The organism is Pseudomonas sp., assembly GCF_030150285.1.
Lineage (GTDB): Bacteria > Pseudomonadota > Gammaproteobacteria > Pseudomonadales > Pseudomonadaceae > Aquipseudomonas.
Genome location: NZ_JASLGE010000030.1, coordinates 25,977 through 41,353, shown reverse-complemented (window position 1 = coordinate 41,353; position 15,377 = coordinate 25,977). Strand labels below are relative to the sequence as shown.

The window sequence follows — 15,377 nt, the reverse complement described above, 5'->3', positions numbered from 1 at the left end:
GTTAACCCGTAGGAGCGAGCTTGCTCGCGATCTTTTGATCTTTAAAAGATCGCGCCTACAGGGGTTTAGAGGGGCTTAAAAGGTGTAATCGGCGGTTACGAAGAACGAGCGCGGCTCACCCATGATCCATTGTTGGCCGTCATTGTATTGGCTGGCGGCGTATTGGCGATTGAAAACGTTATTCAGACGCAGGCCCAGTGTGGTGTCCGGCAATACTTTCCAGCTGGCGGTGGCGTCGACCACGGTGTAGCTCGGCAACTGCACGGTGTTGGCGATGTCGGCGTAGCGGGCGTCCACATAACGCACGCCGGCCCCGGCATTGACCGTGTCGCTGATGCCCTTGCTCACCCACAGGTTCGCCGTGCGGCGCGGTGCCTCGGCCGGGCGGTTGCCTTCGCGCGAGATGCCCCGGTCATCAAACGTGTCGTATTGCGCCCGCACCACGGCGGCATTGGCCTGCACTTGCCAGCGGTTCGGCAGTTGCAGGTCCAGGGTGGCTTCCAGCCCGTTGGACGATTGCTCGCCCACTTGCAGCGATTTGCCCGGGATGTTCGGGTCCGGGGTCAGCAAGTCTTTCTTGATGATGTGGTACGCCGCCAGGGTCCATTCGCCGCGCTGGTCCCAGAACATCTGCTTAAAGCCCACTTCGGTCTGGCGGGCATGGGCCAGGCCGTAAGACTGTTGGCCCGCGCTGAGGCTGATCAAGCCGCCCACGGCATCGACGCTGGTGGCTTGTTGGGCATACACCGACATGTCGGGTGTCAGCTCATACACCAGGCCGGCTTTCCAGCTATTGGCCGAGAAGCTGCGGTCACTGCGCGCGGTGGTGCCGTCGAGGGCGAAGTCATTGCGGTCCAGGTGCACGATGTCGCGGCGCACGCCGGTGACCAGCGACAGTTGCTCCGTCAGTTCGGTGCGGTTTTCCGCGAACAGCGACACCTGTTGCGTGGTGGTGGTGAATTGGTTGCGGTAAGGCGAGACACTGTGCCAGTAGTCACGCGCTGGAGCGTTCAGGTCAATGGGCTCGCCACTGCCGACCACATCGTCATAAGGCGAGTTGCTGTGCAGGTTGAAGTGGATGCGGTTGTAGTCCGCGCCGACCAGGGTTCGGCTGTTCAGGCCGAACAGGTTGTGGTTGAGGGTGAAGGTCTGGCGGTCGCCGGTTTGTTCCTGGTTGTGCTTGATGCTGAAGTAGCCACCGCGCAGCAACGATTGCTGGCCTTCATCCCAGGCATGGTTTTCGGCGTTCTGCCAACGGCGTTGGGCCTTGAGGTAATACAGCTCGTTGCTGGCGCTCAGGGTGTCGTTGATCTGCCATTCGGTGTTCAGGCGCGTCCACTGGTCGTTGTAATGCAGTTTGGCGTCGCGCACGTTGTAGTTCTTGTCCCGCAGGCTTTTGTGATAACGGCCCTTGATCAGCGGTGCGCCGAAGTCGTTCTGCGGCGCTTGGTCGCCATAGTCGTGGCTCAGGGTAAACGCCAGGTCGTCGCTGGCCTGCCAACGCAGGGCGGCGCTGATAAAGGTGTTTTCTGAGTCGCCACGGTCGATCCAGCCATTGCTTTGGGTGTGGTTGATATTCAGGCGGTAGCTCAGGGTGTCGGTCAGCGAGCCGCCGCTGTCCAGCGCCTGTTGCCGGGTGTCATACGAGCCGTAGCCCAGGCGCAGGTGGTTTTCGATGTCGCCGCTGAACGGTTTTTTCGGGATCACGTTGATCACCGCGCCGGTCGCGCCTTCGCCGTACAGCACCGAGGCCGGGCCGCGCAGCACGTCGATACGTTCCACCGACCAGTCGTCCACTGGAAAGGTCACCGTGCCCGCGCCGCTGTACAGGCGGGTGCCGTCGTACAACTGCATGACCGACCCTTCACCGACAAAACCACGGGCTGAGTAGGCCGCGCCGCCGTTGCCGGGGCTGCCGGTGTAACTGATGCCGGTGGTGCGAGTGACAGCGCTTTGTACGCTGCGGTCGCCGCGGGCGCGCATTCGCTCACCGCTCAGGCTTTCGACACTGGCCGGGGTTTGCAGGCCATTGAGGTTCAGGCGCGAACCGGCGCGGGTCGCGGTCTTGAGGTCGATGGCTTCAGCCTCTACCTCGGGGGCGGTGATTTGGGCGGCGGGCAGCATCAGGGACGGAGCGGCGTCAGCCGCGTGCGCGCTGTTGATCGCCAACAGGCAAAGGCTGGAAAACAGGTACGTGTTCATCGGGGCAGTGAGTCGCTTATTTCAAGAGGTGTACCCGCCGCCTTGAGGCGGCGGGTGCTGGCACGAATAGGGTGAGCAGTGCCTTTCACGTCTTCAGGCGTGATAGCGGCACGCCATTGTAGTCTGCCGCCTCGGGTGCGCGCCTCTCGAATGACTCGCGTTGGTTATGAAAGTCCCTCATGTTGCGGCTTGGCCCGCGTCAGCATCAGCACGCGATCCAGCACCCAAACGGCCAGCAACGACGCCCCCACCAGTGGGAACACCACGGCCAGCGCAAGCATGATGACCACACCGGTTTTCCAGGTGGGCAGTTCATGGCGCAAGGGCGGTACCCCGAGCTGGCCCTGCGGGCGGCGCTTCCACCAAATCACCAGGCCGCTGACCGCGCTGAGCAGGATCATCAGGCACACCAGCAAAATGGCAATCTGGTTCAGCGGGCCGAAGAGCTTGCCTTCGTGCAGCATCACGCTCATTTCTGTGGCGCGGGCCACGTTGCCATAGTGTTGCCAGCGCACGTCGGCCAGCACGTCGCCGGTGTATTGATCGACATGCAGGGTCGCGTCGTTGCGCGGGTCGTCGGCAAACACAGCGATGGTGAACACGCCTTCGGCGGTGGTGGGCAAGGTGATGCTGTAACCGGGCTCGACCTTGCGTGCGGTGGCGGTGTCGACCACCTGTTGCAGGCGGATGCCCGGTGCGGCCGGGCCGCTTGAAGAGGCACCGTGGTTCATGTGTTCGGCATGGGCACCGGACACCGGCATTGGCGTGTTTTCCATCGCCCAGGGCACGGTCTGGCGAGCGGCGGTGTTGAGGCTGCGGGCTTCTACATCGGACGTGGGCACGGTGGTCCACATGGCTGCCGGGAACTGGTTCCACAATTGGGCGTATTGCTTGCCCCAGAACCCGGTCCAGGTCATGCCGCTGAGCAGCATGAACAGCAACAGCGCGGCCCCCCAGAACCCGGTGACGGCGTGCAGGTCGCGCCATAACACCCGGCCGCGACGGCTCAGGCGTGGCCACAGGATGCCTGCGGCCGATTGCCCGCGTGGCCACCACAGGTACAAACCGGACACCATCAACACAATGCCCCAACCGGCGGCCAGTTCGATCAACCGGTCGCCCAGGGTGCCGATCATCAACTCGCTGTGCAGGGCGCGGGCCACGGCTTGCAGGTTGAGTTTGGCGTCTTGCTCGCCCAATACCTCGCCGCTGTACGGGTTGATAAAGACATTTAATTCGCGACCGCCATTGCCGACCACGAATTGCCCGCTACGCTCAGGGCTTATCGGCGGCAGGTACTGGCTGATATGGCCTTGCGGGTAGGCGGCTTGTGTGCGGTTAAGCAACTCATCGGCGCTGAGGCTGTGATGCCCGGGTTTGACGTTGATCAGGTGGTCATACATCAGCGGGTCAAGCTGAGGCTTGAACAAGTAAATGATGCCGGTCAGGGCTAGCAGAATCATGAACGGTGCTACAAACAACCCGGCATAAAAATGCCAGCGCCAGGCCAGGTTGTAGAAAGACGGTGTTGGTTGGCTCATATGAGCGGCTCCACAAGGATTTTAAGAGCCTGTAGGAGCGAACGTGCTTGCGATCTTTTGAATCGTTAAAGAATCGCAGACACACTCGCGCCTACAGGGAACAGTCAGGGTTTAGAAGCTCACATCAACCTTGGTCCACAGCGTGCGGCCCGGCTCGTTGATGGGGGTCGGGTCATTGGCCGGGTAGCCATAGCCCGCGTTGCCCGCCATGTTCAGGTGTTCGCTGTAGTTTTTACCCAGCAGGTTATCGACCCCGGCGCTGACCTTGAGGTTGCTGTTGACGCGGTACGCACCATTGAGTGAAAACACGCCAAACCCGGCGCTTTTGGAGAAGTCCTTGCCGACCACGTTGCCCTTGTTGCGATCAATGCGGTCCTGTTGGGCCACAACACGCCACAGCGCACCGGCGCTCCAGTTGTCTTCGCTGTAAGTCAGCCCGAGGCGAGTGTCCAGCGGTGGCATTTGCGGCAGTGCCGCACCATCGCTGGTGTTCTTGCCCCAGGCATAGGCCAACGTTGCATCGGCCTTCCAGTTGGGAGTGAGCTGATACGCTGCCCCCACCTCACCGCCCATCACACGGGCGTTTATATTCTGTGCTTGCGACGCTCCTTTAGTGTAGTCAAACAAGATGTAGTCGCGAACCTCTCCGGCGTACACCGAGGCCCATGCTTCAAGGGTTTGGGTCTTATAGTTCAATCCCGCATCCAGCTGAGTGGTTTTCTCGGGTTTGAGTGCATCAAACGCATTAACGGAGCCGGCGGGACCCGACGAAGGGGAGAATAATTCCCAGTAATCCGGGAAGCGTTGGGCATGGCCCAGGCCTGCATACAGGGTGGTGGGGCTGTCTTGCAGGTCGTGTTCGTAGCGCACAAAGCCGCTGGGCAAGGTGTCGGCGCGGGTTTTATCTTGCGTGGGGTTAGGTTTAGCCATCATGCCGGAGCCGAGCGTGGCGCGGTAATCCTTGGCCGAGGCGCGGTCCAGCCGTGCGCCGGCAATGACCCGGTCGCGTTCGGCGGCGTACCAGGTCAGTTCACCAAACGCGCCGTAGTTGTGGAAGTCGGCGTCTTTGCTCCAGTTCTGCTCCTTGTAGGTGTCGATGCCCATGCCGGAGCGTTTGCGGTGTTCGTTGGTCTGGGCATCGATGCCGCTGATCAACGCATAATCGGCCCAGCGCCACGTGGCCTTGATGCGTGCGCCGAGTGTGCGCCGGTCGACGTTTGACGCCATCGGGCCGCTCATCATGCCGGTGCCGGACGGTGTGCGCAGGCTGTAGTTGTCCATCACATGGTCGGCGTAGTTGTAGTAGACCTGGGCTTCGAGGCTGTCGAGCACTTCACCAAGGTTGGATTGTTTAAAGCGCAAGCCCAGGCTTTCGCGTTGGTACTGGCTGCCGTCCATGCCGCGCCCGGCCGAGCGGGCTTCACCATCGCCCTTGCCCGCCGTGAGTTCGAGCAAGGTGTCGGCGCTGGGGGTCCAGCCCAGGGCGATGTCGCCGTTCCATTTGTCATAGCGCGACGGCACGGTGTCGCCGTTGCCGTCCCGGTAGTCGTCGGCGCGGGCGGTGTTGCCGATCACGCGCACGTAACCCAGCGGGCCACCGGCCGCGGCATCCACGGTTTTGTCAAAACGGCCGTTGGAGCCCGCCAGCAGGCTGGCATTGACCCGCGTGCCCAGTTCACCGAAATGTTCCGGTTCGCGGTCAAACAGAATCGTACCCGCTGAGGCCCCCGGCCCCCACAGCACGGTTTGCGGGCCTTTGATCACGGTGAGGGTGTCGTAAGTTTCCGGCGAGATGTAGGCGGTGGGCGCGTCCATGCGGCCGGGGCAGGCCCCGAGCATCACACCGCCGTTGGTGAGGATATTCAGGCGTGAGCCGAACATGCCGCGCAGCACCGGGTCGCCGTTGGTACCTCCGTTGCGGATCAAAGCAAAGCCGGGGATGGTTTTCAGGTAGTCGCCGCCGTCACTGGCCGGCACCGGCTGACGCGGATCCTTGGGGTTTGTGACCACGGTCAGGGGCGAACTGGGGGCGACGGCGGTGACCACGGTGGGACTTAGCTCGCGGGCGTGGTCAGCGTGCTCGTTGCCAGGGGCGGCGGCCAGCGCGGCGGGTGCAAGCAATGCGCAACACAGCGCGCTCAGGGCAAAGCCAAAAGCCGCCGGGGCATCCGGCAAGCGGGGTTTAGCAGTCAAGCGGGACATAAACATTCCATTAAGCAAGCGAATACAACACGGCCATACGCCTGCCATGGCGCAATCAGCGCCAGCAGGTGAGCCGGGTGAAAAGGGTGTGCGGTTGGCTTAATGGAAGGTCGGCGGGGCGCGTGAGCGAGCACCGGGAAAGACCGGTTGGCGGGCATGGCCCAGGCGCGGCAGAGACGCCCGATACACGGGTACGCGTGGCGCATGCAGCAGGGTCAGGTCAGCGGTGTGGGGCAGGGCCGGGCAACTGAACAGCAGCGTGCAATAGCCGCATTTTTCCCAGAGGGCGTGGTGGTCGGCACTCGGTTCTTGAGGCCCGTGATGATCGCCATGGGCTGACATGCCCATGTCCATCGTCATGGGCATAGACATGCCGGCGTGATGATCCATCGGCACCGCTTGCGAAATCAGCGGGCCGATAAAAATCATCAGCATGGCAAACAGGCTCAGCCAACTGCCGCGAATCGGCGTCATGGCGGGCCTGGCGCGAGGTGCGCGCACGGGCGTCAAAAACCTGAGGGTTTAGTGGCTGTGCGCGTGTTCCGTGCTGGCCTTAGGGGGCTGTTTTTGCACCGCGACTTCCACGTTTACATCGCCAGCCTTTTCAAAGTGTAGGGTCAGCGGGAAGCGCTTGCCGTCTTGCAGGAGGCTGCGGTCTTTCAAGTTGAACAGCATCACGTGGTAGGCCATGGGGGCAAACGTCACCGTGGCACCGGCCGGGAGGTCGAGGGTGGGCACGTGCTGCATTTTCATCAGGTCACCCTGCATGACGTGCTCATGGATCTCGGCATTTTCGGCAATCGGCGTGTCGGCCCCGAGCAGGCGATCGGCACTTTCACCGCGGTTATGCAGGATGAAATAGGCCGCGACAGTGGGGGCATTGGGCGGCAGGGCTTGCGACCACGGGTGAGCGATTTCCAGTGCGCCGCTCTTGTACTCGTGGGCATTGGCAAAGCAGGCAGGCAGCAACAAGGCAGCCGCAATCAGGGCGTGAAAACCCCGTGACAGGTTCAACATGGTCATTCTCCGGAACGATTCAAAACGCAAAGGGGTTGCGAGGCGAAATCAGACCGCAGGGGAGGCGCGAGGATTGAGGCTGGGCCATTGCTGGCGCGGGGTCGGGTGTTTGAGGTGGTCGGGGAGCTGGCTGTGACCGTGCCGGATGGCCGCAAAATGTAGTTCGGCCACCGAGGACGGCAAGGCTACCAGCGGTGCCGAGCCCGAGCAGCACCAACAGTGCTGCATAGTTGAGTGATTATCCGGTTGGCTGTCGGCCGGCTCAAACGTGCCCAGCGACACCTTCACCATCTGCGTGCCCATGGACGTGCAAAAGCTGCTCATCATGAACTGCTCGGTCGGCGCGTTACGGGCCTGCGGCATCGACGACATGGCGAGCAGGTTGAACAGCACTGCGAAGCAGGCGATCCAGGCCAATGCAAACCGTTGTCGGGACATAACGAATTCCGTGAGCGAAGCGATCAAGCCGCCTATTTAGCCTGAAGGATCCGCGTAAGTAAAAAGGCCATTTGTGTGGCGAAATGTCGCGGCAATCAGGGATTAGCGCAATTATGCCGCCGTTGCATGCAGCTTTAGTCCTAAGGCTTTCATGACGTTGATGATCGTCGTGAACTCTGGACTGCCCAGGCTGCCCAGCGGCTTATACAGGCTTTCGCGGCCCCGGCCGGTGGGTCATGCCTTGTGCTTTAAATAGGTCATACGGCGAGTCGTATCGTTGGGGATACCTCATCGCCTGTGATTACACATTCACACATAACCACCCTGCTGGAGCGCGTCCATCAGCGCTTTCTCGGTCCAAAACACCCGCTCTACCGCCGGCAACTCTGGCCGCTTAAGGATCAACACGGGCACGCCGCGTTCGCGGGCGACGTCGAGTTTGGGCTCGGTGGCGCTGCTGCCGCTGTTTTTGCTGATAAGGACGTCGATGTCGCGCTGGGCGAACAGTGCGCGTTCGTCGTCGATCAGGAACGGGCCGCGTGCGCCGATGACGTCGCAGCGCGCGTTGCCGGGGTAAGGGTCGAGGGCGCGCAGGGCCCAGTGTTGATGGGCGGGAATTTCATCGAGGTGGGCCAGCGGCTCGCGGCCCAAGGTAAACAACGGCCGCTTGAAGGGTGCCAGCGCCTCGACCAGTTCGGCCCAGCCCGCCACCTCGCGCCAGTCATCACCGGGGCGTGGCTGCCAGGCCGGGCGGTGCAAGGCCCAGCATGCAACGCCGCTGAGGGCGGCGGCCTGCGCTGCGTTCTGGCTGATTTGCGCGGCATAGGGATGGGTGGCGTCCAGCAGCAGGTCGATACCTTGTGCGCTCAGGTACTCGGCCAAACCCTCGGCCCCGCCGTAACCGCCGACGCGCACTTCGCAGCGCAAATCGGTGGGCACGCGGCCCACGCCCGCCAGGCTGTAAACGTGTTGCGGCCCGAGTGTGCGGGCAATGGCCAGCGCCTCGGTGACACCGCCCAGCAGTAATACTCGCTTCATGTAAACCCTCCCGCGTGGCCGACGATGCCGCCCTGACGGTCAATGGCAAACACTTCGACTTGCACCTGCGCCGGCACCACGCTGCGGGCGAAGTCCAGCGCGTGCTGGCACACCGCATCGCCCAGCGCGATGCCGTCGGTGCTGGCCATGGCCAGGGCTTGCTGGCTGGTGTTGGCGGCGCAGATGGCGGCTTGCAGTTCGGTGCTGGCACCGATGTCTGCCGCCCACTGCGCCAGTTGGGGCAGGTCGATGCTGGAATGGCGGCTGTGCAAGTCCATATGGCCTGCGGCCAGTTTGCTGATTTTGCCGAAGCCGCCGCACAGGCTCAACTTATCCACAGGCACTTTGCGCAAGTGCTTGAGCACGGCCCCGACAAAGTCGCCCATTTCGATCAGGGCAATTTCCGGCAGGTCATAGACCCGGCGCATAGTGTCTTCGCTGGCATTGCCGGTGCAGGCAGCGATGTGCAGGTAACCGTTGGTCTTGGCGACGTCGATGCCCTGGTGGATCGAGGCGATGTAGGCCGCGCACGAGAACGGCCGCACGATACCGCTGGTGCCCAGAATCGACAGCCCGCCGAGAATGCCCAGCCTGGGGTTCATGGTTTTCAGGGCCAGCGCGGCCCCGTCCTGCACGTTGACGGTCACTTCAAAACCGCCGCGGTAATGGTGCTCATCGGCAAGGCGCAGCAGGTGCTCGGTCATCATTTTGCGCGGCACCGGGTTGATCGCCGGCTCACCAACCCCCAGCACCAGCCCCGGTCGCGTCACCGTGCCCACGCCTTGGCCCGCCACAAAGTGAATGCCGGGCAGCGGGGTCAGACGCACCCGCGAATACAGCAGCGCGCCATGGGTGACGTCGGGGTCGTCGCCGGCATCTTTGATCGTCCCGGCTTCGGCACCGTCTTGGTATGGGCGGCAAAACTCCAGGCGCATCGTCACGACTTTGCCTTTGGGCAGGGTGATATGCACCGCGTCGTCGCTGGCACCGCCGAGCAGCAGGCGAGCGGCGGCCAGGCTGGTGGCGGTGGCGCAACTGCCGGTGGTCAGGCCGCTGCGCAGCGGCGCGGGTTGTTCGGCGGTTTCGTCACGCATCGAGGGGTTTGGTCACGTCAAGAAGGGTAATGGGCAACGCCTGACGCCAGGTGTCGAACTCGCCCAGCGGCTGGGCCTGGGCGATATGGATGCGGGTCAGTTCACCGCCGTGCCGGTCGCGCCAGTGCATCAAGTGCATTTCGCTTTGCAGCGTGACCGCGTTGGCCACCAGCCGACCGCCGGGCTTGAGCTGCTGCCAGCAGGTGTCGAGCACGCCTTCGCGGGTGACGCCGCCGCCGATAAATATCGCGTCCGGGCGCTCCAGGCCTTCAAGGGCCTGCGGGGCCTTGCCGCGAATCAAGTGCAAACCGGGCACGCCCAAGGCGTCGCGGTTGTGCTCGATCAACGCCTGGCGCCCGGCATCGGCCTCGATGGCCAGCGTGCGGCAACTGGGGTAGGCGCGCATCCATTCGATGCCGATGGAACCGCTGCCCGCGCCCACGTCCCACAGCAGTTCGCCGGGCAAAGGGGCAAGGCGGGCGAGGGTGATGGCGCGTACGTCACGCTTGGTCAATTGGCCGTCATGCTTGAACGCCGAATCCGGCAGGCCACCCACCCGCGACAGCGGCCGGGTGCTGGCCTCGGCCACGCACTCGATGGCGACCAGGTTCAGTGCGGCCACGGTCGGGTCATTCCACTCATCGGCGCGGGCTTCAAGACGGCGTTCGGCGGGGCCGCCCAGGTGTTCCAGCACGCACAGGCGGCTGGGGCCGAAGCCGCGTTCGCGCAGCAGCGCGGCCATGGCGGCCGGGCTGCTGCCGTCGTTGCTCAACACCAGCAAGCGCACGCCGCTGTGCAGGTGCGCGTTGAGGGCCGCCACCGGGCGCGCCACCACTGACAGCGTGACCACGTCCTGCAAGGCCCAGCCCAGCCGGGCTGCGGCCAACGAGCAGGACGACGGTGCCGACAGCACCTGCAACTCTTCGCGCGGCACCACCCGCGCCAGGCTGGCCCCCACGCCGAACAGCATCGGGTCGCCGCTGGCCAGCACACACACGGGTTGGTGGCGCAGGTCGAGCACCGGGGTCAGGGAAAACGGGCTCGGCCAGGTCTGACGGTGGGCGCGGATGCACGCGGGGAGCAAATCAAGCTGGCGTTGGCCGCCGAACACCTGCGTCGCATTGAGCAGGGCGCGGCGCGCATTTTTGCCCAAGCCGCTAAAGCCGTCTTCACCGATTCCCACAACTGTTAGCCAGGGCGACATGCCGATCCTCTTGATAAACGTCCTTCTGCGCGGTGGCGCAACAGGCCTGCAGATACAGGCCATATGATACGCGCCTTGGCGTCGTGATGCCGGGGTGCATGTGGGCGCTGCCGACGGGCCGACGACATTCCGTCCGGCAGGCTTTTCATGCCGTTGCTCAATGCAGGCATAATGCGCACCCGCAATAGCGCTTTGCCTTCTCTGGACTGACCTTTGACCCTGCCACCCGAGTTACCTGTCACGACGCCCGTGCGCCCAACGGCTTGCCCGGGGTTGCTGCGTATTGTCCAGGCCATGGATGGCGGCATCTGCCGGGTCAAGCTGGCGGGCGGCGTCATCACGGCGGTGCAGGCGCGGGCAGTGGCGGACGTGGCACAGCGCTACGCCAGCGCAGTGATCGAAGCCACCAACCGCGGCAATCTACAGATTCGCGGCGTGGGCGCTGAGCACGCGGCGCTGGTTGCGCCCTTGTTGGCCGCAGGGCTGGGCCCGCGTAACGCGGCCAGCGATGACGTGCGCAACCTGATGCTTAGCCCGAGTGCCGGTTTTGATGCGCACGCCGTGATCGACACATGGCCGCTGGCCCGGCAAATCCTCGATAGCCTTGAAACCACCCCGCGACTGGCCGAGTTGTCGGCCAAATTCGCCGTGCAACTGGACGGCGGCGAAGCCCTGGCGATGCTCGAACATCATCACGACCTGTGGCTGTCGGCCTTTGAACAGGAGGGCCAACCGCTGCTGGCGTTCGGCCTGGCGGGTTGCCCGGCGCACGATACGGCGCTGGCGGCGGTGCCGGTCGAGCACGGTCATGCCCTGGTGCTGGCGGTGCTGACGGTATTTTTGGATGTCGCCCGCCCGGAACACACGCGACTGCGTCATCTGCTCAAGGAAATGCCGGTGGCCCGGTTCGTCGAGTATGTGGCGCAGCGCCTACCAGTCGCGCTAACGCCTTTGAACGGCTGGCAACGCCAACGCCGTTCAGCGGCGGCGCTGCATATCGGCACTTATCCACAGCGCGATGCGAGGTACGTCGCCGTCGGCGCAGTGGTGCCGCTGGGGCGTCTCGATGCTTCGGTGTTGAGGGCGCTGGCGGACCTGGCGCAGGCCTACGGTGACGCCACCTTGCGCTTTACCCCGTGGCAAAGTGTGCTGCTGGCGCAGGTGGCAGCGAGCGATGCGCCGCACGTGACGCAACAACTGCAGGCCTTGGGGTTGCTGTGCGAGGCGGCGAACCCGTTGGCGCATCTGGTCGCGTGCACCGGTGCCAGCGCTTGTGCCAAAGGCCTGGCCGACACCAAACAGGATGCCCGCCAACTGGCGGCGTGCTTGTCGCAACCGCTGAACATTCACCTCACCGGCTGCCCGCGTGCGTGCGCGGCCGCCCATGACGCGCCCGTCACGTTACTGGCCGTGTCGCCCGGTCATTACGACCTCTATTTACGTGCGCCAGAACAGCCCGGTTTCGGTGTTCTGCGTGAGCGCAACCTTACTATTGAAGCGGCAGGTGCCTGGCTTGAGGCCCGCCAATGGAGCAACACCGATGATTGATTACATCCGCGACGGTCAAGAGATCTATCGCAACTCCTTCGCCATTATTCGCGCCGAAGCCAACCTCGACAGCATCCCGGCCGACCTTGAAAAGCTCGCCGTGCGCGTGATTCATGCCTGCGGCATGGTGGATGCGATTGAAGATCTGCGCTTCTCGCCGGGTGCGGGCAAGGCCGGGCGCGATGCGCTGGCTTCTGGCGCGCCGATTCTGTGCGATGCGCGCATGGTGCTCGAAGGCGTGACCCGCACCCGTCTGCCCGCCAATAACCCGGTGATCTGCACCCTCAAGGAAGACGGCGTGGCCGAGTTGGCCCTGGAAAAGGGCAACACCCGCTCGGCGGTGGCCCTTGAGTTGTGGCGCCCGTACCTGGAAGGCAGTGTGGTGGTGATCGGCAATGCGCCGACCGCGCTGTTCTACCTGCTGGAAATGATCGACGCCGGTGCGCCGAAACCGGCACTCATCCTGGGCTTCCCGGTGGGGTTTGTCGGCGCGGCTGAGTCCAAGGCCATGCTTGCCGCTGACAGCCGTGGTGTGCCGTTTGTGATCATGCAGGGCCGTCGTGGTGGCAGTGCCATGGCCGCAGCGGCCGTCAACGCCCTGGCCACGGAGATCGAATGATGACGCAACGTGGACGTCTGTTGGGCCTGGGCGTGGGCCCCGGTGACCCCGAGCTGATTACCGTTAAAGCCTTGCGCCTGTTGCGCGAGTCACCGGTGGTGGGCTACTTCGTGGCCAAGGGCAAAAAGGGCAACGCATTCGGCATCATCGAAGCCCACCTGACAGACGCGCAAACGCTGCTGCCGCTGGTGTACCCGGTGACCACCGAAGTGCTGCCCGCGCCGCTGTCGTATGAGCAAATCATCAGCGATTTCTACGATCAGGCCGCGTTGGAGGTGGCCGCGCATCTGGATGCCGGCCGCGATGTGGCGGTGATCTGCGAAGGCGATCCGATGTTCTACGGCTCTTACATGTACCTGCACGACCGTTTGGCCGAGCGCTACGAGGCGCAGGTGGTGCCGGGTGTGTGCTCGATGCTGGGTGGCGCGTCAGTGCTGGGGGTGCCGCTGGTGTACCGCAACCAGAGCCTGTCGGTGTTGTCGGGGGTGCTGCCCCACGACGAACTCAAGCGTCGCCTGGGCGATGCCGATGCGGCGGTGATCATGAAGCTGGGCCGCAACTTCCCTAAAGTGCGCGAAGTGCTGGCCGAGCTGGGCCTTGCCGAGCGAGCGCTGTACGTGGAGCGCGCGACCATGGGCAACCAGAAAATCGTACCGCTGAGCGAGGTGGAGCCGATGTCGTCGCCGTACTTCTCGCTGATCATCGTGCCGGGCGAACGGTGGCAAGGATGAGCGGCCTGACGCCCGCCATTGTCATTCTAGGCAATGGCAGCCTCGCCACGGCGCAGCGCATTCAGGCGTTGTACCCCGCGTCGCTGATTTACGGCCTGGCCGCGCGGGTGGACGGTGCCGACCGTACCTACCGCGATTTTGGCGAAACCCTGCGCCAGCTGTACCAACAGGACACACCGATCATCGCGCTGTGCGCGGCGGGGATTGTGATTCGCACGCTGGCACCGCTGCTGCTGGAAAAGGGGGCCGAGCCGCCCGTGCTGGCGGTGGCCGAGGACGCCAGCGCCGTGGTGCCGCTGCTGGGTGGCCTGGGCGGGGTGAATGACATGGCGCGGGTGATCGCGGCTGGTTTAGGCGTGGCCCCGGCCATCACCACCAGCGGCGAGTTGCGCTTTGGCACCTGCCTGCTCAACCCGCCGGCGGGTTATGCGCTGGGCGATCTGGAGCTGGGCAAACGCTTCGTTTCGGACTTGCTGGCGGGCGAATCGGTGCGCATCGAAGGCGACGCGCCGTGGCTGGCCCGTGCGCAATTGCCTGAAGATCAGCAGGCGCGGCTAGCGATCCAGGTCAGCCCTGATGCCCGGGAGCCGGACGCCAATGAGCTGCGGATCTACCCGCGTTGTGTGCTGGCCCAGGTGACTGGCGAAGTGACGACGCAGGCGATTGGCGAGGCGTTGCAGGCGGCGAAGCTGGCGCAGCAATCACTGGCCTGTGTGGTCGCTGACGAAACCTTGATGGCCTGCGCGCACCTGCACGAGGCGGCCGCCGAACTGGGCGTACCGCTGCGTTTTGTGCGCGCGGATGAACCGGTGGGTGACGGCACTGTGGCCTGGCGTGACGCTCAGGGTGGCGTGGCGCTGGGCGTGGCGACTGCCCCGCTGGACACCCGGCAAATCGGCCGTGGCCGTGGTCGTTTGGCGGTGATTGGCCTGGGCCCCGGCGCTGCCGATTTGATGGTGCCTGCGGTCAAGGCTGAGCTGGCGCGGGCCAACGATGTGCTGGGGTATGAAACCTATGTGCGCATGGCCGGGCCGTTCCGTGATGACCAAGTGATGCACTGCACCGACAACCGCGAAGAAATGCAGCGTGCGCGGCATGCGTTCGAGCTGGCGGCTCAGGGGCGGTCGGTGGTGGTGGTGTCTTCGGGCGACCCGGGCGTTTTCGCGATGGCGGCGGCGGTGCTGGAGGCCTTGCACGAGTCCGATGACCCGCTGTGGCACAGCGTCGACCTGGAGATGCTGCCCGGCGTTTCAGCCTCGCTGGCGACAGCCGCACAGGCCGGTGCGCCGCTGGGGCATGACTTCTGTGTGATGTCGCTGTCCGACAACCTGAAGCCGTGGAGCATCATTGAAAAGCGTCTCGACCTGGCCGCCGAAGCGGACCTGGCCCTGGCCTTTTACAACCCGATTTCGCGCTCGCGGCCGTGGCAGTTGGGCGTGGCCCTGAAAATCGTCGCCCACCATCGCACCCCGCACACGCCTGTGGTGCTGGGGCGCGACATCGGTCGCCCGGGGCAGACCTTGCGCGTCACCACTCTGGGCGAACTGACGCCGGACCAGGTGGATATGCGCACCATGGTGCTGATCGGCTCGTCCACCACCTGCACCTTCCCCCGTGCCGATGGCGGCGAGTGGGTGTACACACCACGCTGGTATGGCACCAAGCCCTGAGTTCGGGTGCTGTCGTGTCAGCCAAAAGCCGATTGCACCCTGCGAGGTTGCAATCGGCTTGGTTGTTTAAGGG

The 15,377-nt window shown here is 64.1% G+C and carries 13 protein-coding genes and 1 pseudogene; 4 read left to right on the top strand and 10 right to left on the bottom strand.

Features of this window, described 5'->3' with window-relative positions:
• Positions 1–75: 75 nt before the first annotated feature.
• The 10 genes and pseudogenes from Q1W15_RS06425 to cbiE all read right to left on the bottom strand — a co-directional run bounded on the left by Q1W15_RS06425 (position 76) and on the right by cbiE (position 10,736).
• Positions 76–2,202 carry a TonB-dependent receptor gene (locus Q1W15_RS06425; protein WP_300725238.1) on the bottom strand — a complete coding sequence of 709 codons (2,127 nt, stop codon included), beginning with the start codon at positions 2,200–2,202 and terminating at the stop codon, positions 76–78.
• 164 nt (positions 2,203–2,366) lie between these two features.
• Positions 2,367–3,743: a PepSY domain-containing protein gene (locus Q1W15_RS06420; RefSeq protein WP_300725236.1), complete on the bottom strand. Its 1,377-nt coding sequence runs from the start codon at positions 3,741–3,743 to the stop codon at positions 2,367–2,369.
• A 111-nt stretch (positions 3,744–3,854) separates the two neighbouring features.
• Positions 3,855–5,945 carry a TonB-dependent copper receptor gene (locus Q1W15_RS06415; RefSeq protein WP_300725234.1) on the bottom strand — a complete coding sequence of 697 codons (2,091 nt, stop codon included), beginning with the start codon at positions 5,943–5,945 and terminating at the stop codon, positions 3,855–3,857.
• Between the two features lie 99 nt (positions 5,946–6,044).
• Complete coding sequence (locus Q1W15_RS06410; protein ID WP_300725325.1) at positions 6,045–6,419, bottom strand: DUF2946 domain-containing protein; 375 nt, start codon at positions 6,417–6,419, stop codon at positions 6,045–6,047.
• Positions 6,420–6,467: 48 nt separating this feature from the next.
• Complete coding sequence (locus Q1W15_RS06405) at positions 6,468–6,962, bottom strand: copper chaperone PCu(A)C (RefSeq protein ID WP_300725232.1); 495 nt, start codon at positions 6,960–6,962, stop codon at positions 6,468–6,470.
• Positions 6,963–7,010: 48 nt separating this feature from the next.
• Positions 7,011–7,400 (bottom strand): DUF2946 domain-containing protein, encoded by a 390-nt coding sequence (locus Q1W15_RS06400; RefSeq protein ID WP_300725230.1) that lies wholly within the window; start codon positions 7,398–7,400, stop codon positions 7,011–7,013.
• 111 nt (positions 7,401–7,511) lie between these two features.
• Positions 7,512–7,631, bottom strand: a pseudogene (locus Q1W15_RS06395) (transcriptional regulator); the annotation flags it as partial.
• Between the two features lie 78 nt (positions 7,632–7,709).
• A complete protein-coding gene (locus Q1W15_RS06390; RefSeq protein ID WP_300725228.1) occupies positions 7,710–8,438 on the bottom strand; it encodes a cobalt-precorrin-6A reductase in 729 nt (242 codons plus the stop codon).
• Positions 8,435–9,532: a cobalt-precorrin-5B (C(1))-methyltransferase gene (locus Q1W15_RS06385; protein WP_300725226.1), complete on the bottom strand. Its 1,098-nt coding sequence runs from the start codon at positions 9,530–9,532 to the stop codon at positions 8,435–8,437. The genes Q1W15_RS06390 and Q1W15_RS06385 overlap by 4 nt, the downstream gene beginning before the upstream one ends.
• Positions 9,525–10,736, bottom strand: coding sequence for a precorrin-6y C5,15-methyltransferase (decarboxylating) subunit CbiE (gene cbiE, locus Q1W15_RS06380; RefSeq protein WP_300725224.1), 1,212 nt, complete (start codon positions 10,734–10,736; stop codon positions 9,525–9,527). The genes Q1W15_RS06385 and cbiE overlap by 8 nt, the downstream gene beginning before the upstream one ends.
• A 213-nt stretch (positions 10,737–10,949) precedes the next feature.
• Here cbiE and cobG point away from each other — a divergent pair, with 213 nt between their 5' ends.
• From cobG to cobJ, 4 genes are read left to right on the top strand one after another with little or no spacing between them, the layout of a single operon-like run.
• Positions 10,950–12,284, top strand: coding sequence for a precorrin-3B synthase (cobG, locus tag Q1W15_RS06375; RefSeq protein WP_300725222.1), 1,335 nt, complete (start codon positions 10,950–10,952; stop codon positions 12,282–12,284).
• Complete coding sequence (locus tag Q1W15_RS06370) at positions 12,277–12,903, top strand: precorrin-8X methylmutase (RefSeq protein WP_300725220.1); 627 nt, start codon at positions 12,277–12,279, stop codon at positions 12,901–12,903. The genes cobG and Q1W15_RS06370 overlap by 8 nt, the downstream gene beginning before the upstream one ends.
• On the top strand, positions 12,903–13,634 hold the full coding sequence (locus Q1W15_RS06365; RefSeq protein ID WP_300725323.1) for a precorrin-2 C(20)-methyltransferase: 732 nt from the start codon (positions 12,903–12,905) through the stop codon (positions 13,632–13,634). Before Q1W15_RS06370 ends, Q1W15_RS06365 begins: the two co-directional genes overlap by 1 nt.
• Positions 13,631–15,304, top strand: coding sequence for a precorrin-3B C(17)-methyltransferase (gene cobJ, locus Q1W15_RS06360; RefSeq protein WP_300725218.1), 1,674 nt, complete (start codon positions 13,631–13,633; stop codon positions 15,302–15,304). The genes Q1W15_RS06365 and cobJ overlap by 4 nt, the downstream gene beginning before the upstream one ends.
• The last annotated feature ends 73 nt before the right edge of the window (positions 15,305–15,377 follow it).